Source organism: Exiguobacterium indicum HHS 31, assembly GCF_001939065.1.
GTDB classification, from domain to species: Bacteria; Bacillota; Bacilli; order Exiguobacteriales; family Exiguobacteriaceae; genus Exiguobacterium_A; species Exiguobacterium_A indicum.
Genome location: NZ_MPSZ01000001.1, coordinates 1,353,394 through 1,374,627 on the forward strand (window position 1 = coordinate 1,353,394; position 21,234 = coordinate 1,374,627).

Sequence of the window (21,234 nt, forward strand, 5' to 3'; positions counted from 1 at the left end):
GACAATAGTGTCCAAAAAACGAAGTCCCGTGTGACTATCCTTTGAACATGTGTCTGTGTACCTATTCAGTTGAGTAAACTGTATTATCATGAATCGACACGTTATAGTGTCTTGTTCATTACGTTACAAGTATAAATCTGTAACACCTTAAAATCAAAGGAAATGTTTTATTTTTTTCGCGTTTCACATTGTGAATTCAATCACAAAACTAGAATATTCCATCTTCTGTATCATTCGATATTTTCCTACTGTGTTAGTTGTCATCATTCCCCACTTTCCTATGCTATACTTTTTGTAGACGAAAGGAGTGTTGTTCATGATCACCATGAATGAAATCGTACGCGAAGACGTTCCTGCTCTTCACGAACGGTCAGTAGAAGTGACCTTCCCTCTCAGCGATGAGGATAAGGAAACGATGCGACTCATGCGCGAGTTCCTCGCCAACAGTCAAGATGATGAAATTGCGAAGAAATACGATTTACGAAGCGGCATTGGACTTGCAGCACCACAAATCGGTGTCAACAAGCGCATGTTCGCGATCCGCTTACCGGATGGAGATGATTTGCTGGAATTTGGTATCTATAATCCAAAAATCATCAGTCATTCCGTCGAGCAGACGTATTTAACGGGCGGCGAAGGATGTCTGTCCGTCGACCGTGAAGTCGAAGGACATGTACCGCGCTATATGCGTATTACCCTAACTGGCATCGATCATAACGGAAATCCTGTAAAATTACGTTTAAAAGGGATGAAAGCAATCGTCTGCCAGCATGAATACGATCATCTAGATGGCGTCATGTTTTATGATCGGATTGATAAAAAAGAACCGTTCAAGGAATACGGTCCTGCCACGTAATACAAAAATCCTCGTTTCCGTTTTCGGAGACGAGGATTTTTTGAATCAGACTTCCATGATGATCGGCATGACCATTGGATGACGTTGTGTTTTTTCTGTTAAATACGGTGTGAGCGTATCATTGATGACTTGTTTGATGTCCGTCCATTTCGTATTACGGTTCGCAAGCGATTGATCAAGTGAACGCTTGAGAAGACGTTCAGCATCTTTAATCAAATTACCCGACTCACGCATGTAGACGAAACCACGCGAGATGATGTCCGGTCCAGAGACGAGACGATTCGTCTTCGAGTCAAGCGTCACGACGACGACGACGAGTCCCTCTTCTGAGAGAATACGGCGATCGCGTAAAACGATGTTTCCGATGTCTCCGATTCCTTTCCCGTCGACATAAACCGCATTCGCTTGAATCTTTCCAGTGATAGCGGCTGCATTCGCATCTAATGCCAGTACTTCACCGTTATCCATGACGAAACAGTTCTCTTCCGGTACGCCAGCATCCATCGCAAGCGACATATGCTTCTTCAGCATCCGGTATTCCCCGTGAATCGGCATGAAGTATTTCGGATTCAATAGACGTAACATGAGCAACTGCTCTTGTTGACTACCGTGACCTGATGTATGGATATCATTTAGTTTACCGTACATGACATCTGCGCCAGCTTTGTACAGCTGATTGATCGTCTTTCCGACAGAAACGACGTTTCCTGGGATTGGTGACGAAGAGAAGATGACGAGATCATCCGGAATGATCGAGATTTGACGATGTGTTCCGTTTGCGATACGGCTAAGTGCAGCCATTGGTTCTCCTTGTGAACCCGTACAAAGGATCGTCAACTCATTTGATTTATAACGTTTCATCTCGTTCGGCTCGATGATCGTACCCTTCGGCGCTTTGATGAAATCAAGTTCTTGACCAATCATCATGACCTTGTCCATGCTACGTCCGAAGACGACGATTTTCCGTCCTGCTTCTACAGAAGCATTGACGACTTGTTGCAGACGATAGATGTTCGACGCAAACGTCGCGAAGATGATCCGTCCTTCCGCTTTACGGAAGATGTCTGAGATCGTTTCCCCAACGACACGTTCACTCATCGTAAACCCTTCTACTTCCGCATTCGTTGAGTCCGATAGAAGACACAATACGCCTTCTTTACCGAGTTCAGCCATTTTCGCTAGATCAGCCGGCTCTCCGACTGGCGTGAAATCGAACTTGAAGTCCCCTGTATGCACGATGTTCCCTTGTGGTGTTTTGACGACGACACCGAACGAATTCGGAATCGAGTGCGTCGTACGGAAGAACGAAATGCTTGTTTTGCGGAACTTGATGATCGAATCCTCATCGATTTCATGAAGTTCTGCATTACGAAGCAAGCCATGTTCTTCTAATTTTACTTTGATAAGTCCCATGGCGATTTTACCTGCATAGATTGGTAAATTGACTTGCTTAAGCAAGAAAGGTAATCCACCGATGTGATCCTCGTGACCGTGTGTGATGAAGACGCCTTTGACCTTATCCTTGTTCTTGATCAAGTACGTGTAATCTGGAATGACATAGTCGATTCCGAGTAATTCATCTTCTGGGAACATGACACCCGCGTCAATGACGATGATCTCATCTTGGAATTGAACGACATACGTGTTCTTCCCGATTTCCCCGAGTCCACCGAGTGCGAAAACGGCGGCCTGATGGTTTTTGACGAACTTCATTCGAACGTCGCAACCTTGAAATCAGGATGTTGTTGTTCGTATGTCAAAAATTCTCCGCTGACTTCGCGGATGAACTCGATGTTAATATCTTTGAGGTGGTCAATCGTTGATCGCACGTCACGAATGCTTTCCCCTTCTACATACATTGTTTCTGTCCGTTCACGAACAGGTGCTTCCGAACGAAGCGGTTGGTAAAATACTTTAAAAATCATGCCTAGCAACTCCTTATCAGTACATTGTTTTTTGTCCTTAGTACAGTATACACGATACATGGACTATTTTTCATCCTTATTCGGCATGTTCCCTTCCGGCAACACGCTTTTGGTTATGCTATACTTTCACATGAACAGGTCATTTCGACCAATTAAAAAGAGAAGGTGAAACCATGGCAAATCAGAAAGTCGTCTTTTTCGATATCGACGGAACCTTATTGCATGATGGTCATTTTGTTCCGGAATCAACAAAACAGGCAATTCGTAAGCTTCAAGAAAATGGTGTCTATGTAGCCCTTGCAACCGGACGCGGACCTGCGATGTTGTCTGGAATCCGTGAACTACTCAACATCGATACGATTATCGGCTATAACGGGCAAATCGTCGTTCATCAAAATGAAATCATCTACAAACGTCCACAACCGAAGACGGATTTAACGCATTTAACGCAACAAGCGAAAGAAAACGGGCATACACTCGTTTATCTTGGCGAAACAAAAGGCTTCACGACGAAATCAAATGATGTTCATGTCGTCGATTCACTCGGGGAGCTTGATATGCCGTTGCCGATTCACGATGAAGAAGCATTCTTATCGCATGATGTTTTCCAAACGCTCGTCTACTGCACAGCTGAAGAAGAGAGCGATTATGTTAAACGCTATGACGCATTTGATTTCATTCGTTGGCACCCACATGCAATGGATGTCATCAATGTCGGTTCTTCGAAAGCAGAAGGGATCAAACAATTCCTGAAATTGACGAATATTCGCCGCGAAGATACCTTTGCATTTGGTGATGCTTTAAACGATCTAGAGATGCTTCGCTACGTCGGAACGGGTATTGCAATGGGCAACGGACTTCCAGAAACGAAAGCTGCCGCTGACTATGTCACGAAACCCATCCTTGAGGACGGTATCGCACACGGATTAAAAGAATTCCAACTCATTTAATTAAGTAAATGTAAAGCTGAGGCGCGCCTCAGCTTTTTTTAGTTCTTCACTTTATGAATCGCACGCTCTAGACGGTCGAGGTCCTCATTTTCACCAATGACGACGAGATAGTCCCCTTTTTCAATCATTTCGTCAGCTTGTAGAGAAATCAGAACGTTTTCTCCACGTTTAATGGCGACAACGTTCGCTCCGTATTTGCTCCGTAGATCCAGGTCAATCAATGTTTGTTTTGCCATCCGATCACTGACTTTAATTTCAACGATCGAAAATTCTTGAGATAAATCGAGATAGTCAAGAATATTGGAACTCATTAAACCATTTGCAATCCGGACTCCCATATCCCGTTCGGGGTGAACGATGAAATCTGCTCCGATTTTTCGTAATACTTTTTCGTGGTAATCGTTCGTCGCTTTGACAGTAATCGATTGTACCCCAAGCTCTTTTAAGATCAATGTCGTCAAGATGGATGCTTGAATATTTTCCCCGATCGCAACGATGACATGATCGAAGTTTCGGATTCCTAGACTCTTTAAGACGTTCTCATCCGTCGTATCCGCGATGACGGAATGCGTCGCAATTCCCATGAATTCATTGACGCGCTCCTCGTCGGAGTCAATCGCTAAGACATCATAGCCATTTTTCGATAATTCACGGACAATCGAGCCACCAAAGCGCCCTAGTCCAATTACTGCAAACTCTCCATTCATTTTCACAACTCTCCTTCACAATCGCTCTTCCTTAGTAGTGTACCCGATTCAATTTAAAATTACTATAAACGCCCCTGCGATTCGCAGAGGCGTTTATTCATCCATTATTTTGAGGATTTCCCACGTACATAATCGTTATCGAACAAGAAGAGTCGTAAAATCAAGTACAACGCCGGAATCAAGAGTAAGAGTCCGAAGATGAAGACAACGACGAGTGCGGAAGCCATTGTTTCGTTAACGACCGCTTTGTTGATATCGATATATGGATACAAGATATATGGTAAGTGCGTATAACCGTAACCGAACCATGCCACTCCATACTGTAGCATGACCGCGACGAAAGCAATTCCGTAATTCTTCTTCATGTAGACGAGTGTCACCGCAACAAGGAAGAAGATGAAACTAGCAGCGAACCACCACCAGTTCCCGTTTAAGATGTTCTCATAGTGCCATGCCGCTTGATTTTTCAATCCAAAGAAAACGAGTGCACAGACTAGAATCGTTGGACCACTCCAGAAGAGTGCCCATTTACGAATTAGCGGAGTAGCCCCTTCATCCTTCGCTTTATCTGCGTAGAACAAGAGGAACATCGCACTGATATAGAGGACGGATACGATAGCGAGTGCTACGACCGACCAAGAGTAAAAGTTCGTAAATAATTTTGTTCCTAAAAACTCGACTGTTTCATTCGTTTTACGAATGAATCCACCTTGACTGATCGTCAAAGTCGTTGACATCGCCGCCGGAATCAATAGACCAGTTGCTCCATATAAGAACGTATAGAACATGCTGTCGTTTGATCCATAATTGGCAAATGCATAGAAGCTACCACGAATCGCAATTAATACGAGAACGATTGAGGCTGGCACGAGCAGTGCCGTACCGAAATAATAAGCGGTATCCGGGAAGAACCCGACTAGTCCGACGAAGAAGAATACGAAGAAGACATTCGTTACCTCCCACACTGGTGAGAGATAACGAAGAATCAATCGATTCGTTAAATGATCCCGCTTCGTATATTTTGAATAAAAGGCGTAAAATCCAGCACCGAAGTCAATTGAGGCAACGATGAGATATCCGTACAGGAAAGTCCAAAGGACCGTAATTCCTAGTGTTTGAACGTCCAAATCGTTCCCTCCTTACTTGTTATCATCCACGAACATAGCTTCCCCACGCGCGTGGTGGTTTTCAGCAAGTTCTTGAAGTTCTTTTCCAACCGGGTTTTTCTTGAACATCCGTAATAATACGACTGTACAAATCGTACCGAGCATCAAGTACAAGGCACTGAATAGAATCAACATCGGACCAACAGCAGTTGATGTCGTCGCCGCATCTGCTGTCCGCATGATGCCGTACAGTGTCCAAGGTTGACGACCAATTTCAGCATACATCCAACCTGCTTCAATTGAAATCATCGCCAGAGGTCCACCGATGAAGACACCTCTTAAAATCCATTTGTTATAAGGATTTAATTTTTTCAAACGGAATGCCAAGATGAACAAGGCAGAGATGGCAGCCAAATACATACCAATCGAAACCATGATATCGAAGAAATAGTGAACGATCAGCGGTGCTTGATCTTCTTTTGCGAACTCATTTAGACCAATGACTTCTGTATCTGGAGCTCCACCCGCAAGAATTGAGAGTGCATATGGGATTTTGACGGCACCCTTGATTTCATAACTGCCGTCTTCTTGCTGATCAAGTATCCCACCGAAGATCAACTCGGCTTCACTTGTCGTTTCAAAATGCCATTCAGCAGCTGCGAGTTTCTCTGGCTGGTATTTCGCCAAGTATTTCCCTGAGAAGTCCCCGACAAGTGCCGTCGAGAAGGCAAAAATCAATCCAGCCATGACCGTTAAGCGAAGTGCTTTTTTGTGATACGCTGTTTCCGCTGCCGAGAGTGTTTTTTTACGGAGTAAGTGGAACGCCGCGATTGCCGCCAAGATGAATGCGACTGTTAAATAAGCCGATACGATGACGTGTGTTGCTTTTGTAGGTGTTGCTGTATTGAACATTGCTTTCAATGGTTCAATTTGCGTTAGCGTTCCGTTGACGATCTTAAATCCTTCTGGTGAGTTCATGAAGGAGTTGACCGTCGTAATGAAGAATGCTGATGCTGTCGCACCAATGACGACCGGAATCCCGATCAACCAGTGTAACCATGGGTTTTTGAACCGATCCCACGTGTACAGATAAATACCGAGGAAAATCGCTTCAAAGAAGAATGCGAATGTTTCCATAAATAGCGGTAGTGCGATCGTTTGACCAGCCACTTGCATGAGTGACGGCCAAAGTAGTGATAATTGCAATCCGATGGCCGTCCCTGTCACGACACCGACTGCGACGGTAACGACGTATCCACGCGTCCACCGTCTTGCTAATAAAATATAATCCGGATCTTTGCGTTTCAGACCGATGAATTCAGCTGCGAGTACCATGAGTGGTACCCCGACGCCAATCGTCGCGAATATAATATGAAACGCTAATGTGAGCCCTGTCAACAATCGACTGAGCAATACGGGATCATTGAACATGTATATAGCCCCCTCTTCCTAAAACATACTTCTCTATATGGTCTATAACCGTATCATAGAGAACATAACCCTTTATGTCTGTTTATAATGTTTGATGTAACAAATTGTTCACATGTGCACGTGATTTTTTTCACAAAATGTTCGAAAACTCCTATTCTTACATATATAAAAAGCTTTCCCATTCTTGATTTCGAAAGGGAAAGCTTAATGTCCTTTATTATTTCATAAAACTTTTTAAACATATTCTCGGAAATAATGATCGAGTAAATCAATCACAAATGGAATAGCGGATTCATCTGGATTCAAGGTTGGTTGATGAAGTCCAGATGTCGGATTGTCGACTCCAAGCCAAAACATCATCCCTGGAATTTCCTTCAACATGAATCCAAAGTCTTCTCCTGTCATTGCTGCATCACATTCAATATAGTTCGCATTCATCTTAACGAATGATGAAAATTTATCAACGATGTGTCGGTCATTGACGACCTCGTAATAACGATTTCCGAATTGTAGATCAATCTTGACGCCAAAGGAAGCTTCGATTCCCCGGATGATGTCACGAACGCGTCGTTCCAGTTTTTCCATGTCTTCCCCGTTGAGTGCGCGCATCGTACCGTCAAGAACTGCTCTACCGGCGATGACGTTTTCTCGAATCCCGGCATCGACCTTTCCGATCGTGATGACGCTACAGTTCATCGGATTGATGGATCGGCTGACGATTGTTTGCAATTGCATGATTAAGGCTGCTTGCGCGACGACCGTATCAATCGTCAAATGAGGAAAGGCCGCGTGACCACTTTGACCATAGATCGTGATATGGACTTCTCGAGCACTCGCGAACAAGACGCCGGGACGGCTTGCAATCGTACCGACTGGATACTCCGGTGCGACGTGAAGACCATACATCTCACTTGGACGATATTTTTCAAACAACGGACTTTTAATCATCGGTTCTGCCCCGCCCGGACCTTCTTCCGCTGGTTGGAATAAAAAGACGACATCATCCATGACCGGCAATTCAATGATTCGTTTCATCAATCCCAACGCAATCGACGTGTGCATATCGTGACCACAGGCATGCATGAAGCCTGGATGTTCCGAGCAAAATGGAAGACCTGTCGCTTCTTCGATTGGTAACCCATCAATGTCTGCCCGGTATCCAATCGTCCGATTTCCAGTCAATCCTTTCACTCGAACGAAAACACCCGTTTCAAACGTGTCATACGTGACACGATCTGGTGGATAAGCACGAATTTGTTCCAATATAAAAGCTTGCGTCTTAAATTCCTTGAACCCTGGTTCTGGTATTTTATGAAGCGCGCGCCGCATTTCAATGGCGTATTCCATCTGACTGACTTCCTCCTTCTTCTTTTACGATATCCCAAAATGCTTGAACTTGTTTTAGTTCAAGCATCGATTCCGTAGACAAAATCCATGTATCTCGCTTTAATACCTTTCCAGATGATGTTTTTAACGGAAGCTGCATGACTTCATTTGATTGTTGGATCGTCGATTCGGGTAAAATCGCAAATCCAATTCCATGTAGAGCCATCTGCTTACATGTCTCGATTTGATCGACGACCAGCGTCCGCGATGGCGGACTTGCGAACCGATCTTGCCACCATTCTAAAATTTCTTGATAGTACGTTGAATCACTCTTGAACTGGATGAATGGTCGATCCGTCACGCGTAACTGTTCGATTGACGTCAACTCACTATCGACTAAATAGAGCGGATCCGAGAAAAGACGTTCTTTAACACCTTTCCAGTCCGGGTTTCCACGAATGATCCCGATATGAAAATGTTCCTCTAACATATGACGCATCATCTCACTGGACCATCCCGTGACGAGCTGAACACGGACATGCGGATAACGCTCAACGAATCGTTTCAAGACACGCGGGAGCCAGTATTGTCCCATGATGGAAGCGACGGCAATTCGAAGCGTTCCATAAACAGCACCCTCTTCTGCCGTCAATTCACTTTTTAACTCAAGTTCCTTCCGATTCATCTCTTTTGCGAGACCGATTACTTTTTCTCCTTGTGGTGTGATGCTTAACCCACGCGATGAACGAATGAATAACTTTGTTCCCCAGCGTCTTTCAATCGCAACGAGACGTTGACTAAGTGCAGGTTGCGAGACGAATAATCGTTCAGCAGCGCGCCTCATATTCAATTCTTCCGATAAGGTGATCAACATTTCCATTTCCGACACTTGCAATGTGAGATTCGACTCCTCATGATATAAGATGGCATTAGTTTAACACGTTAGAAAGGACGATACATATGACACGCTATCATTTTATGTTCATCATCTCAACGATTGCAACGCTTGGCAGTCTCTATTTCAGTGAAATTCGTGGATTCATCCCCTGCCCTCTCTGTTGGTGGCAACGACTATTCATGTATACGACTGCCTTTTATTTGCTCATCTCGCTATTCCGGTCGAAAACGATTGATCCACTCTTCGTCCGCCTGTATGTGCTTGCTGGCTTTGGTGTCGCCTTGTACCACGTCATTCTTGAGCGCTTACCCGATGGCGAAGCGTTATGTACAAGCGGCTGTCTCATCAAATGGGTCAACTATTTTGGTTTCTTGACGATTCCGATGATGAGTCTCATTGCCTTTACATTACTCTTGATTCTAGCGTTCTATCCAGCACGTTCGAACAATGAAGCGTAAGATACAAAAAAGAGAAGTCGATTCGACTTCTCTTTTTTGTCGTTTGATTCACGCCCAGCGATTGAAGACGCTGACGGCGCTTGAGAACGCAAGCTCTGAGAGCTGTCCTGTACCTTCACACCAGTCCCCGACGAAAGCGACACCTGCATGATCCGGAATATGAGTCGCAAGCGGCGCTTGACCCATTTTCCATTTGATTTCTTGTACGACTGCTCGTTTGATCGTTCGTTCTGCGACGATACGTTGTCGCCAATCTGCAAAATGAACGTCAAGCATCTGTTCGATTCCTGTTCGGACATGTCCAATATAATCAGGATCCTCAAGTCGATCGTGTTCAAGGTAGGCGATTGCTTGAAGGACTTGACCATCCTTCGGTGCAAGACTTGCATCATAATGCGATAAATCCGTGATGAACGCTCGATGCGAACGGTCGTAGATGTATGAATACGGTGTTTGAATATACGGATGAAGTCCAAGATCATACACGAATACTTCTACCGGTTCATGACTTGCATATGGTGTAACAAATCGCTGAATGGCAGTGGGGGTCGCCATTTTTAAGATTTCACGCGGTGGGACGGCAAAGATGATCCGTTCGACGTTCCATTCTTGTTTCTTTCGATCACGTACTAAGAATCCGGTCTTAGTCGATTCGACTGCTGTTATTTTTGTTTTTTTTAGGATCTCTCCGCGGTTTTCTAGGATGATCCGTTCCAACTCCTGAACTAACCCTTGCCATCCACCTTCGATGTATGAGACAGGCTTGCGCGTCCGAAAAAGTTTTTGATAATACTCGAAATAGACGTCTGACGGAATTTTTTCGGGTTCTGCCGTAAAAAAGTTCGTTGAGGCCAAATCAAGCATCAACTGTGCCACTTGTTCATCGACTCGTTCTGTTTTTAACCATTGCCCGATTGATTGTTGCGGATCCCCTCGTTCGACTCGTAAAATCGTTTTAATGATTTCCCATGTGAAACGTACTTTGTTCGTTCCTTCGATGACTTCTGTTTTCAATAATCCCCAGGCATTCGCAGGAATTGCCGTCAAATGACCTGAAAACTCATATTTCGCACGACTTGCTGAGAAATCCAGCCACGTCACTTCGATACCGAGCTGTTTCGTTAATTTGCGAAGAATCGATTGATCGCGTCCATAAATCGCATGAGCACCGTAATTAAACGTAAATCCTTTTACGGTTTGAGAGGTGGCACGTCCTCCAAGTAATCCCGCATCCCAGAGCGTGACCGGCGTTCCTTGTTTTGCGAATAATGCCGCTGCCGTCAAGCCGGATAACCCTCCACCTATGATACCAATCGTCATACTCCCGCCTCCTCAATCGTCATTTCTTTTCTTTTCCCATAACGATTGAAGAAGAATCGAAGAACATGAAAAAAGGCGCGATTTCAATCTTGAAATCACGCCTCCTTATTTTGGATTATGCTTTCCACCATTCATCGAGTGGTGAGACCGGCATATGATGCTTGTGTCCAACACGTTTATACTGCGTCTCTAACTTTTCTTGACTTGCTTCTGAAATCGTCTTTCCTTCCAAGTAGTCATCGATTTCTTCATATGTCATACCAAGTGCCACTTCGTCTGGTAGTGCCGGACGATTTTCCTCAAGGTCTGCTGTCGGAACTTTTTCAATCAAGACTTCTGGTGCGTTCAAGTAACGTAACAGTTGTTTCCCTTGCCGTTTATTCAGTCCTGTCAATGGCGTCAAATCACATGCACCATCACCGTGTTTCGTGTAGAATCCCGTCACGAATTCAGCTGCATGATCCGTTCCAACGACTAAACAGCCATAATGAGCAGCTAAATCATATTGGCTTTTCATTCGCTCCCGCGCTTTCGTATTTCCTTTACTAAAGTCGGAAAGTTCTGCACCTGTCGCTTCTTTGAACGCCTGCATCGATGCTTCGACTGCTGGTTTAATGTTCACACGAAGCGAATGATCCGGTTGAATGAACGTCAAGGCTGTCTGTGCGTCTGCTTCATCTTGTTGTTCCCCGTAAGGCAAGCGGACCGCATAAAATGCGACATCTTTCCCCTCTTCTTTTCGCAACTCTTCAACTGCCAGTTGGCACAGACGACCTGCGAGCGAAGAATCTTGTCCCCCTGAGATGCCCAATACGAATCCTTTTGCTCCTGTATGGTTGAGATACGCTTTCAAGAAGGCTACCCGCTCGTTTACTTCTTGTGCTGGGTCAATGACAGGCTTTACTCCTGTTACTTGGATGATTTCTTTTTGCATGAATCGCTTCACTCCTTCACATTGTGTTGATCGTCATTTTGAATCAATCATTTGTTGATCCGTCGTTTGTTTTGCACTTGCTCCCTTGAATTGACGGATTGTCGATACGCGAACTTCCGTGCTATCACCTAAAGAGGAGATTGGTAATTCAACCGTATACTGTTTCGTTTCATGTTTCGTGAACGTATCTTTTTCAATCGCTTGCGTGAATACTTGCTCTTTCTCAAAATCATACGTTACGTGTTGTTTCGCATCAATCAATTGAGCCTGAAAACGTTGTGAGGAAGGATACGTCACGTTCACACTGTGATCATTTGGATTCGTTAAAGAAATGTCTAATTGCATCATGTCGTCCTGCTTTGTCGTTTTGACTGCGATCCGAATCGGTTCGTTCGTAGTTGTTGTTGCCTGTTGTTTCTTTTCTTGGCAACCTGCTAAACAAACAGAAAGCAGTAGCAGAATGAAAACGAGACGTTTCATCTCATCCCTCCTTTTATCTCTAATAATTTTATCACAAAAAAAGCGAGAGAGGATTCTCCTCTCTCGCACGGTTATTCACTTATGCCACAGGTAAAGTCGATGGATTCATCTTGAATGAAAACAATTGCTCTAGTCCTGTCGCAAACAGTTCGTCACAAATATCCTCTGCCGCGTTTGCTGGTGCGACTAATGTAATCGTACGACTGTCGATTGTTTCGATCGTTACATATACCCCTGTTTTTGTCCGTTCCTTATATCCTACTGCTAAATCAGTTTCAGCGAAAAGTAACATATCCCCGATTCTCCCCTTTTCTCATTCATAATGCCCAGCCAAGAGATGACCTACATGTTCCGAATTCGTTATTGTAGGTTAACTGTACCAAAGGGCAGAAAAAAGAAGAAAATTGTCATTCGACATTTCATTTCAAAACAATATTTCAATTTCATCAGGGATATTTTGGAATAATCCATTTAGTTGTTAGATGCAAGCGTTTTAATAAGCATTTCCAACACATTTCATTTCGATTTCAAAAAGATGACAACATGATTTTGATTATTTTACCAGTATTTTTAGGAAACAGGGAATATATACCTAGACAATTAGTGACTCATTTTGTCGAATGATTCTCTCACCCAATTATTTTTTAAGTTCTCATGAACTTTCATCTATCATTCGATTCATTTGCTGCCAAACCGTTCCTAGTGCTTCTTCCCCACTCTCGATCCGCGTTAATGCGAGTTCGGCTTGTAGAGCTACTTCATATTCCCGGTCTCGGCTTGCTTCACGCAGTCTTGGGATTGACTGTTCCGTTCCGACATCAAACAGGAAGCGTGCAGCTCGCCAGCGTACTAATTTATTTTTATCCGCTAACGCTTCCATCATCATTGGTTCAGCTTCTGGCATCGCCCAATCTGAAATCGTATCGCCTGCTGTCCGACGAACGATCCCTGACGGATCATGCAGTGCACTCGTCAAATACTCTAACAGTTCTTCTCGGTGATCTTCGAACATCCCAAGCTTTACAATCGCTTGACGCCGAATTTGCATCTTCTCATCCTGTAACAGGCGAGCATAAGCTGGAACCCATTCCATCTCAACAGGTAATTCATCGAGCGCCGCGAATCGTTCTTTCCAATCGGATGATTGAATCGCTTGACCGCTAAACGTAATATCTTCTCCTGCTGCGAGCGACTTGAGACGTTCGAGACGTTCGACTGGATAGGCAATCTCAATCTCATTCGCTACTTCACGCAAACTTTCGTCAAGATCTCCGTATCGAGGTGCTTGTTCCACCCAGCGTCGATCGCTAATGACATTCTGAACGAATGGTTGGACGAATAGCGCTGCTTCCCGGAAACGTTCCGACAGTCCTTCTCGTTTTTCTTCTAATCCTTTCACACCTTTGATTTGCATCGGTACGCCTAAAATGAACTGCACGAATAGATGGACAGGCTCATACTCAGCATCTGTCTCGTGCTGTTCAACATCATTCAACGTTTCACCGAACGCACGTCGTATATCGATGACAAGCGAGCGCCAATCATATTTCGGATAACGTTCGATCGATAAAAAGTCACTGACCTGATAAACGAACTTAACGCCAGGTATTTCAAGTAATCGCTGAATGTGTTCCGGTGCGCCAAAGGCATGCTCGAATGTCTGCCCCTTTTCCGAAAAGACCTCATCAACGATGACTTTCATGTTATTTGGACTTGGTGTTGGTTCAATCGCTACGATTTTCATGTGTATCCCCTCCATTTCTATCATTTCAGATATCTAATCTGAAATGCAAAGCAAATGCCCTACAGACGTGACTGTAGGGCAAAAACTTACTTGAATGCCTCTTCGATGATTGCAACGAAAGCATCCGGTGTCTCAAGCATCCCCATGTGTCCACTGTCTGTTGACCGATGTATGAGATGATCATTCTTTGGTGCAAATGCACTTTCCTCTGAAATCAGTTGATCTTTCGTGCCGTGAATGATGACACCCTTCACGTTTGACCTCGTCAAGACCTTCGTCATATCTCGCCGATCTCGCATCGCAGAGAGCGCACGAATCGCTCCTTCGACCGTCATCATGTACCCGATTTCAAGTGCTTCAGCGACAGCGAACTCATCTGCCCCTTCAGCGAATAAGGATGGAACAAGACCATTGACGAATTCTCTGACACCGACTTCTTCAACGCGTGTGATGTTTTGATTTCGTTTTTGTTTCGCTTGTTCATCATCTGCTTTAGCTGTCGAATACACAAGACCGTATCCACTGATTTGATCCGCATACCCTTCAACGATTGCAGCTGTGATGTATCCACCAAAGGAATGTCCGATGATGATCGGCTTTTTGATACCACGTCGATCAAGTTCATGCATGACCCATTCGGCAAAGCCTTCAATCGTATCCGGACCAACATCAAGTCCCTCATGCCCCGGTAAACTTAGTGGTAAGACATCAAAGGAATGTCGTAAGTTTGCCTCTACCCGATTAAAATAATCTGTTCCTCCTGTAAATCCATGCAGGAGTACAAGTGTTTGTTTTTCCATTGACTACCTCATCCCTTCCATTCAGATGCGAGCATACGGTACATCGTCAAATCCATGAAACGACCATGACTGTATGCATAATCTTCTAGTAATCCTTCTGCTTTGAATCCTAATTTTTGAACCAATGCGTTAGAAGCGAGGTTTTCAGGTGCGACGAGGGCGCTGATTCGATGGAGAGCAAATTCTTCAAAGCCATATGTCAGAACAGCTCTTGCCGCTTCCGAAGCGACACCACGTTGCCAATAATCTTGACTAACTTCAAAACCAATTTCAGCCCGATGGTATTGAGACAGCCAGTTATGAAAACCGATCGTACCGATCAATTGATTCGTTTGTGCATCAGCAATTGCCCAGCGAATCGCTTTACCTTGCGTGAACTGTTCTTTAAAGTAACTGATGACATTTTTAGCTTCATAGACCGTCACGAGCGGATCTGATCCGTAATAATACATGACTTTATCGTCCGATAGGATTTTAAACAATTCGCGTGCGTCACGGTTTTCGAGCTCACGTAATATGAAGCGCTCGGTCCGCAATTCCGGGAAAGGCTTTCGCAAGCCCCACATGCTCCATCACCTCTCTTTATGCTTCTCTATGTAGTATGCCCGTTTTCAGAAGTAAATATCCTTTCAGGCAATTCGAAGTTTTGCTACTATTAAATTATGAAGGAGTTAGTCATGGAAAGGAAGCGAAGTGGTATGTCGAGTGCGTTACTTTACTTATATGAGGACGAGGAAAATCAACGATTAACGATGTCAGGAGTACATTTCTCTGATTTCGCTGCAGCCGTCGATTTGAAACGTCCTTTACTCATTTCAGGAAGTGATTTCAAACAGACGAAACAATCGTTTCGAACGATGCTTCATTACATCGAAGCGCATGAGATCGAACAGTTTTCACAATCAACGGATGTCCAGCGTCATCCTTTGACTGCTATTGATATTCGCTCCTCTCATTCGCTTGATGTATTGACGGATGTCGAAATCGCGGAGTTATTATTTTTAATGCATATGAAACGAGGGACACCGCTTCCTTTCCTTGACTCGATCGAGAATGAACTGGTCTATTTTAGCGAACACGATGGTCTTCATGCTTCTGTTTACTTGAAGGATTGGTCACGGGTAGAACAACTTATCTCTGATCTCGTACAACGGAAATTTCGTCAGCACGCACGATCCGTCGCCTCGATCGCTTTAACAGCTGAAATCATGATTCATATCCGTCATCTTCTCAAAGAAGGAGTATTGATTGATTTCGAAAGTGCAAAACGGTCTGTTTTCTCAAGAAATATCACGATTCCCGTCTATGTAGCAGGACGGTACGAAGACATGAACGTATTACATGAAGATTTTGAAGCAGAGAAAGAATCGATCCTTCGACGTGGATCGCTTGTTTGTCGCAAAAAGAAATGGAGTTTTGAGTTAGATTGACCTTTAGCATCTTTTTCTTTTGGAAAAGGATGCTTTTGTTCTATTTGAATTTCATATCACTATTGCCTCTTAACAGGTATTCCTATCCATATGACAATATTGTTAAAAAATTTTTCGAATTTTCACACAAAATAAGACTAGCATCTTGTGAAGACTTCGCTATAATGAGGATAACCTTTTCAAGATAGAAGTTAGACCCTGTTTTTTATAGGGATAGTACTGGAATCAGCAGAAGGAGGAATTCAATATGGATCAGTTAAAAGTGAACGGAATTGGCTCATTCACGAAATTTGCGACAAATGGGAACATCCTGAAATTAAAGGATGCGACACTCGGTGAAGTGAAATTGTCGCTGAATGAAGCGAGTTCAATGACCATCGCCCCTGTCGATGAAGAAAATGGACTTTTCATCATTAGAGGGCAACAGCAGGAATCGCTTGTTGAACTGACGTTACCACGTCAATCCTGTGAGGTCGTTCACGCTTGGCTCCTCCATAAATTGAAACGTCACAAAAAAACGCGCACGATTGCAACGAGCTGATGTGTAATGTATAACGTCTTGGGTAGAGACCTCATCTCTCCTCAAGGCGTTATTTGTTTTCAAAAATTCAGTGATGAATTTTCAGAAAATATTGTTTTATTAATTTCTTCATGTTATCCTTAGAAAAATTCAAACAGGAGGTTTTAAACATGACACACGCAACGCTCATCCAAGAACGACTGATTGTGATTAAGAGTAGGGACTGAAGATTCATTTCTCGTTTGAGAAAATGAAGATCCAGGCCCTTTTCGTCATTTCGACAAGGCGTCTGAGCAAACGACGCCTATCCACAAACTTAGTGGATGAGGCTTTTTTTATGAAATTAGGATGAATGGAGGACAACACATGTTTAAGACAAAAGATACATTTGCTTTAGGATTTATGATTTTTGCTTTATTTTTCGGTGCGGGTAACCTAATCTTCCCACCGGAACTCGGTGCGCTTGCGGGTTCACAGTTCCTTCCTGCCATCCTTGGTTTTATCGTAACGGGTGTCGGTCTTCCTTTGCTCGGCTTACTTGCAGTTGCCTCTATCGGAGGTGGCATCAAAACACTTGCTGCACCACTCCCTCGTTTTGTAGGTGCTGCCTTGACGTTCGCACTCTATGTTGCGATCGGTCCCTTTTTCGGGATTCCGCGAACATCGGTTGTCACGTATGAGCTCGGAGTCGTACCATTCCTTGGTGCTCCCTCACAAATAACGTTGATCATCTCATCGAGTCTCTTTTTCCTTGCCACGCTTTATCTTGTCTTACGACCTGGAAAATTACTTGAGATCATCGGGCGTTTCATCACACCATTATTACTGATTGCTCTTGCAGCATTAAGCATCAGTAGCATCATTTCGCCACTTTCGAGTGTCGCTTCACCCAACGAAGCGTATGAGACAACTGGACAGGCATTCATTCAAGGTTTCCTTCAAGGATACTTAACGCTTGATGCACTCGGCGCCTTGGTATTTGGTGTCGTCGTACTGCATACATTGAAAAGCCGAGGCGTTCATGAACGAAAAGCACAATTTAAAGTCGTTACTCGTGCCGGAATTATCGCTGCCACTGCTTTGACTCTCGTCTATGTCGGACTTGGAATGATCGGACGTAACACATTTGCCGCCATCGGAAAAGTTGATGGTCCAGCACTTCTTCAGCATTATGCAAATACTGCCTTCGGCTCAATCGGTTTAGCTGTACTTGGTCTTGCAATTCTGCTTGCATGTTTGACGACATCAGTTGGTCTCGTCACCGCATTTGCAGAATATATGATGACGATTTCCAACCGTGTATCTTTAAAAGCGGCAAGTATTTTCACGACTGCTCTTGGTCTTACGGTATCGATCGTCGGATTGCAGACATTGCTATCCATCGCCGTTCCGGTATTGATGTTCCTTTATCCAATCGTCATCGTCTTGATCGCTTTGACATTCATGCGTCATCTGTTCCGTCGTAAGTCGGTCGTTTATCAATCAACTCTTGGTGTAACGATTTTCTTCTCATTCTGTAGTGCGTTGAATCAACTTTCGCTTTTCCCGGGAAATCTTAAAACGTTCTATCAATCCTTGCCTTTAGTGGATCAAAGTTTAGAATGGTTATTCCCAACACTCATCGCCTTCGGTATCAGTTCATGGTTTGGACACGTTTCTAGTGCTTCTATCACACAAAAACGCGCTAGCTAGTGATTCCGCTTTCATCGCTATGGTATGATGAATAAAATGGTTCTATTAATGGAGGCGTCATATACATGGATAAGATTGCTTGGATTACCGACAGCATGGCTTTTTTTGAGCCAGGAGAGGCTGAAAAAATCGGAGTCCATGTGATACCGACTTTACTCATCTTAAACGGAGAGTCTTACCGGGAGTATGTCGATATCTCGATTGAACAGCTTGATCAAAAAATGCGAGAAGATTCCCACGCTTCACCGACGACTTCTCAACCATCATTCGGTGATTTCGTAACCTTGTATGAACAATTGCTTGAAGATGGTTATGATTATGGGTATGCGATTCATATCACGAGTGGACTGAGCGGCACATATTCGAGTTCCGTCGCTGCAGCTGAAGCTGTCGGTTTCCCCTTATACGCGATTGATTCGTATACAGGTGCTGCGAATCAGCAAGAACTTGTCCGGATCGCACAACGACTCGTTGCTGCTGGTAAAGGTCCAGATGAAGTCATGTCTACGCTTGAGACATTCAAACACAAATCGCATTTTTATCTGATCATCGGAAATATGGAGACGATGCGACGGAGCGGACGTGTCTCTGGGAGTCAATTTTTACTAGCAAACATGCTCAATATTAAACCAATCGCTCAATTTAATGAGGAAGGACGACTTGTCCCATTTAAAAAAGTCCGTTCCATCAAAAAAGCTTTTAAAGAAATGGTCAGTGAAATTTCATCAAAAGTCAGTGCTCATGGTGTATATGATCGGACGCTTTATGTCAGTCATACGCTCGCTCATGCCGCTGCTGAAGAATTACGGCGCTTGATTTCTACAGAACATCCGGAGCTTCAAGTACGCATTACCCAATTTGGTCCTTCCATCTTGGCACATGCTGGCGCTGAGACGGTCGGTGTGTACTGGTTCGATGAGATTCCTTTACCAACAACTTGATATCTTGCACGAAACGATGAAAACCGGACGGTCTGCTTGAGACCGTCCGGTTTTTTCATGTCGTTTCATACTTACGAAATAGTTCTTCTAATAATACGGCTTCGTCCGTCGTCCATTGAATCGGCTCATGCGGAAGCGTAATTACACTGGATAACGTCTCAGAAGGATATACATCAATCGAAACTTGTTCCATTTCGATGAGATACTCAAGGATGGAATCAAGTGATGTCTCCTTATTGAATTGACGAAGCCAATTTTCATATCGACGATCCACTTTTCCTTCTTTAAGCAAAATCTTTCCACCGTCAATGATCGCCCACTTCGGTGGCGCATCGATTTGAAAGAGTTCCAACTGCTGGTACTCTTCCATCGTTCGTTTCGTCACCGGAACAACACCGTTAATCGATACTAACCGTTTTAATCTAAGATGCGCTCGCATCGTCATAAAACGAGGTCGCCCAGCGACTCGCTCGACAAGCAACGTCGGCTTGTCGATGGAGCGCATCGTTTCTTCATCAAATAATAAACTATGATCAACATCTAACAGTAACATCAAGCTACTCCTTTTTTTCTACGGGAGACGATGAATGCATAGGAGCTACATAAAAGAATCGCGGCAAAACAATATCCACCGATGACATCTGAGAAATAGTGAACGTTTAAAATGATTCGAGAAGCTCCCATGGCGAGGAATAATCCAATCGTCACGATCGATACAAGTACCTTCCCACCTGTTTTCAAATGACGAAACGCAACAACGAGAAACCCAGTATAGACGGCAAAAGCCATCGCTGAGTGACCACTCGGAAAACTGTATCCTACGCCACCAACCAATTCATTTAATGAGGGGCGCTCTCGGACAAAGGCAAATTTAACGACTTGATTCAATACACCTACTGATATTGCCATGATTACATACCAGATACTTGCAATGCGATCCCGCCACAAAACATAACTCAGTATTCCAAGTAACACCGTCATCATCATCGCCCCTGGACCTGATCCGAGTTGAGTGAACCAAGAAACGTAATCCCCTGGGACGTGTTGCGACATATATGACGATAATTGAGCATCAAATAAAAAATAGCCTGTCGTCCGAATGGAGACAGCGATGATCACGAATAAGACGACAGCGATGGATGCACCAATCCACGCCCCTCTCGCACCCCGCATCAGTATGTCCCCTTACGTTCTTCTAATTCTTCTGCTGAATAGTCTTCCTTATCTCGCAAACGATGCGCTAGTCGTCCGGATGCATTTGCTGCGATGGCTGCGACGATATCATCCATGAACGTATTGACTTTTCCGTCCCCAAGTTTCGTATCGAGTTCTTTGATGATACCAACCTTTGCTTTATCCAAATAGCCAAATGTCGTAACCGCAATCGAACCATACGTGTTGACGGCACCAATCGCAATCGTCTCATCTACGCCAAATAGCCCTTCATCGCTTTGGATGATGGACAGCAGAGGTTCTGATAATAACCCTTTTTCCGCCAGGATGTCTAGTTCTGCTCCGACGAGAATCGCATGTTGTAATTCACGTTTTTCAAGAACACGTTCTACTGAACTGACACATGTTTCAATTGTCAGATCCACCGTGTAGGGGGCCTGCATTTGGTACACGATCTCAGCGATTGCATGAATCGTCACCCCACGTTCGTGTAACTTATCGATAGCTGCCTGTTTGACCTCTTTTGAATGTGTTTTCTTCATG

Annotated in this window: 24 protein-coding genes; 7 read left to right on the forward strand and 17 right to left on the reverse strand. The window is 44.1% G+C overall.

Going from position 1 to position 21,234, the window contains the following annotated elements; translation table 11 throughout:
* Positions 1-316: 316 nt before the first annotated feature.
* Positions 317-856, forward strand: coding sequence for a peptide deformylase (gene def / locus N179_RS07320; RefSeq protein ID WP_023468853.1), 540 nt, complete (start codon positions 317-319; stop codon positions 854-856).
* 45 nt (positions 857-901) lie between these two features.
* Here the strand turns inward: def and rnjA are convergent, their stop codons facing one another.
* The gene (rnjA, locus tag N179_RS07325) at positions 902-2,569 is read right to left on the reverse strand and encodes a ribonuclease J1 (RefSeq protein ID WP_035406688.1); all 1,668 of its coding nucleotides are present in this window, start codon (positions 2,567-2,569) and stop codon (positions 902-904) included.
* The gene (locus N179_RS07330; protein ID WP_023468855.1) at positions 2,566-2,781 is read right to left on the reverse strand and encodes a DNA-dependent RNA polymerase subunit epsilon; all 216 of its coding nucleotides are present in this window, start codon (positions 2,779-2,781) and stop codon (positions 2,566-2,568) included. Before N179_RS07330 ends, rnjA begins: the two co-directional genes overlap by 4 nt.
* A 173-nt stretch (positions 2,782-2,954) precedes the next feature.
* On the opposite strand from N179_RS07330, the gene N179_RS07335 reads away from it, so the two are divergent.
* The gene (locus N179_RS07335; protein ID WP_023468856.1) at positions 2,955-3,731 is read left to right on the forward strand and encodes a Cof-type HAD-IIB family hydrolase; all 777 of its coding nucleotides are present in this window, start codon (positions 2,955-2,957) and stop codon (positions 3,729-3,731) included.
* A gap of 38 nt (positions 3,732-3,769) precedes the next feature.
* Here N179_RS07335 and N179_RS07340 read toward each other — a convergent pair whose 3' ends face one another.
* From N179_RS07340 to N179_RS07360, 5 genes are all read right to left on the reverse strand, one after another.
* Entirely contained in the window at positions 3,770-4,438 is a 669-nt protein-coding gene (locus N179_RS07340) for a potassium channel family protein (RefSeq protein ID WP_023468857.1), read from the reverse strand.
* Between the two features lie 104 nt (positions 4,439-4,542).
* Positions 4,543-5,565, reverse strand: a complete 1,023-nt coding sequence (locus tag N179_RS07345; protein ID WP_023468858.1) for a cytochrome d ubiquinol oxidase subunit II — start codon at positions 5,563-5,565, stop codon at positions 4,543-4,545.
* A 12-nt stretch (positions 5,566-5,577) separates the two neighbouring features.
* Positions 5,578-6,975, reverse strand: coding sequence for a cytochrome ubiquinol oxidase subunit I (locus N179_RS07350; protein ID WP_023468859.1), 1,398 nt, complete (start codon positions 6,973-6,975; stop codon positions 5,578-5,580).
* A 234-nt stretch (positions 6,976-7,209) separates the two neighbouring features.
* Positions 7,210-8,322, reverse strand: coding sequence for an N-acetyldiaminopimelate deacetylase (locus N179_RS07355; protein WP_023468860.1), 1,113 nt, complete (start codon positions 8,320-8,322; stop codon positions 7,210-7,212).
* The gene (locus N179_RS07360; protein WP_023468861.1) at positions 8,306-9,196 is read right to left on the reverse strand and encodes a LysR family transcriptional regulator; all 891 of its coding nucleotides are present in this window, start codon (positions 9,194-9,196) and stop codon (positions 8,306-8,308) included. The genes N179_RS07355 and N179_RS07360 overlap by 17 nt, the downstream gene beginning before the upstream one ends.
* 65 nt (positions 9,197-9,261) lie before the next feature.
* Between N179_RS07360 and N179_RS07365 the strand changes: the two genes are divergently transcribed.
* Entirely contained in the window at positions 9,262-9,657 is a 396-nt protein-coding gene (locus tag N179_RS07365; protein WP_023468862.1) for a disulfide bond formation protein B, read from the forward strand.
* A gap of 48 nt (positions 9,658-9,705) precedes the next feature.
* On the opposite strand, the gene N179_RS07370 is transcribed toward N179_RS07365, so the two are convergent.
* The 7 genes from N179_RS07370 to N179_RS07400 form a co-directional block, all read right to left on the reverse strand.
* Positions 9,706-10,977, reverse strand: coding sequence for an FAD-dependent oxidoreductase (locus N179_RS07370; protein ID WP_023468863.1), 1,272 nt, complete (start codon positions 10,975-10,977; stop codon positions 9,706-9,708).
* 115 nt (positions 10,978-11,092) lie between these two features.
* Positions 11,093-11,911 carry an ammonia-dependent NAD(+) synthetase gene (nadE, locus tag N179_RS07375; RefSeq protein ID WP_035396689.1) on the reverse strand — a complete coding sequence of 273 codons (819 nt, stop codon included), beginning with the start codon at positions 11,909-11,911 and terminating at the stop codon, positions 11,093-11,095.
* 33 nt (positions 11,912-11,944) lie between these two features.
* Positions 11,945-12,391, reverse strand: a complete 447-nt coding sequence (locus N179_RS07380; protein ID WP_023468865.1) for a BsuPI-related putative proteinase inhibitor — start codon at positions 12,389-12,391, stop codon at positions 11,945-11,947.
* Positions 12,392-12,470: 79 nt separating this feature from the next.
* Positions 12,471-12,683 (reverse strand): hypothetical protein, encoded by a 213-nt coding sequence (locus N179_RS07385; RefSeq protein ID WP_023468866.1) that lies wholly within the window; start codon positions 12,681-12,683, stop codon positions 12,471-12,473.
* Between the two features lie 360 nt (positions 12,684-13,043).
* Entirely contained in the window at positions 13,044-14,135 is a 1,092-nt protein-coding gene (locus N179_RS07390; protein ID WP_075642565.1) for a conserved virulence factor C family protein, read from the reverse strand.
* 86 nt (positions 14,136-14,221) lie between these two features.
* A complete protein-coding gene (locus tag N179_RS07395; protein WP_035396687.1) occupies positions 14,222-14,935 on the reverse strand; it encodes an alpha/beta fold hydrolase in 714 nt (237 codons plus the stop codon).
* Between the two features lie 8 nt (positions 14,936-14,943).
* Positions 14,944-15,501, reverse strand: coding sequence for a GNAT family N-acetyltransferase (locus N179_RS07400; protein WP_023468869.1), 558 nt, complete (start codon positions 15,499-15,501; stop codon positions 14,944-14,946).
* A gap of 111 nt (positions 15,502-15,612) precedes the next feature.
* On the opposite strand from N179_RS07400, the gene N179_RS07405 reads away from it, so the two are divergent.
* From N179_RS07405 to N179_RS07420, 4 genes are all read left to right on the forward strand, one after another.
* Positions 15,613-16,365 (forward strand): hypothetical protein, encoded by a 753-nt coding sequence (locus N179_RS07405; protein WP_235147585.1) that lies wholly within the window; start codon positions 15,613-15,615, stop codon positions 16,363-16,365.
* 247 nt (positions 16,366-16,612) lie between these two features.
* The gene (locus tag N179_RS07410) at positions 16,613-16,906 is read left to right on the forward strand and encodes a hypothetical protein (RefSeq protein WP_075642566.1); all 294 of its coding nucleotides are present in this window, start codon (positions 16,613-16,615) and stop codon (positions 16,904-16,906) included.
* 345 nt (positions 16,907-17,251) lie between these two features.
* Positions 17,252-18,577, forward strand: a complete 1,326-nt coding sequence (brnQ, locus tag N179_RS07415; protein WP_075642567.1) for a branched-chain amino acid transport system II carrier protein — start codon at positions 17,252-17,254, stop codon at positions 18,575-18,577.
* Between the two features lie 65 nt (positions 18,578-18,642).
* Positions 18,643-19,518 carry a DegV family protein gene (locus N179_RS07420; protein ID WP_055968680.1) on the forward strand — a complete coding sequence of 292 codons (876 nt, stop codon included), beginning with the start codon at positions 18,643-18,645 and terminating at the stop codon, positions 19,516-19,518.
* A gap of 55 nt (positions 19,519-19,573) precedes the next feature.
* Here N179_RS07420 and N179_RS07425 read toward each other — a convergent pair whose 3' ends face one another.
* Genes N179_RS07425 through N179_RS07435 form a run of 3 tightly spaced genes read right to left on the reverse strand, consistent with a single transcriptional unit; the run spans position 19,574 to position 21,233 of the window.
* On the reverse strand, positions 19,574-20,071 hold the full coding sequence (locus N179_RS07425; RefSeq protein ID WP_035396682.1) for a hypothetical protein: 498 nt from the start codon (positions 20,069-20,071) through the stop codon (positions 19,574-19,576).
* Complete coding sequence (locus tag N179_RS07430) at positions 20,071-20,691, reverse strand: phosphatase PAP2 family protein (protein WP_075642568.1); 621 nt, start codon at positions 20,689-20,691, stop codon at positions 20,071-20,073. The genes N179_RS07425 and N179_RS07430 overlap by 1 nt, the downstream gene beginning before the upstream one ends.
* Positions 20,691-21,233 carry a phosphatidylglycerophosphatase A family protein gene (locus tag N179_RS07435; RefSeq protein WP_034786059.1) on the reverse strand — a complete coding sequence of 181 codons (543 nt, stop codon included), beginning with the start codon at positions 21,231-21,233 and terminating at the stop codon, positions 20,691-20,693. Before N179_RS07435 ends, N179_RS07430 begins: the two co-directional genes overlap by 1 nt.
* Between the last annotated feature and the right edge of the window lies 1 nt (position 21,234).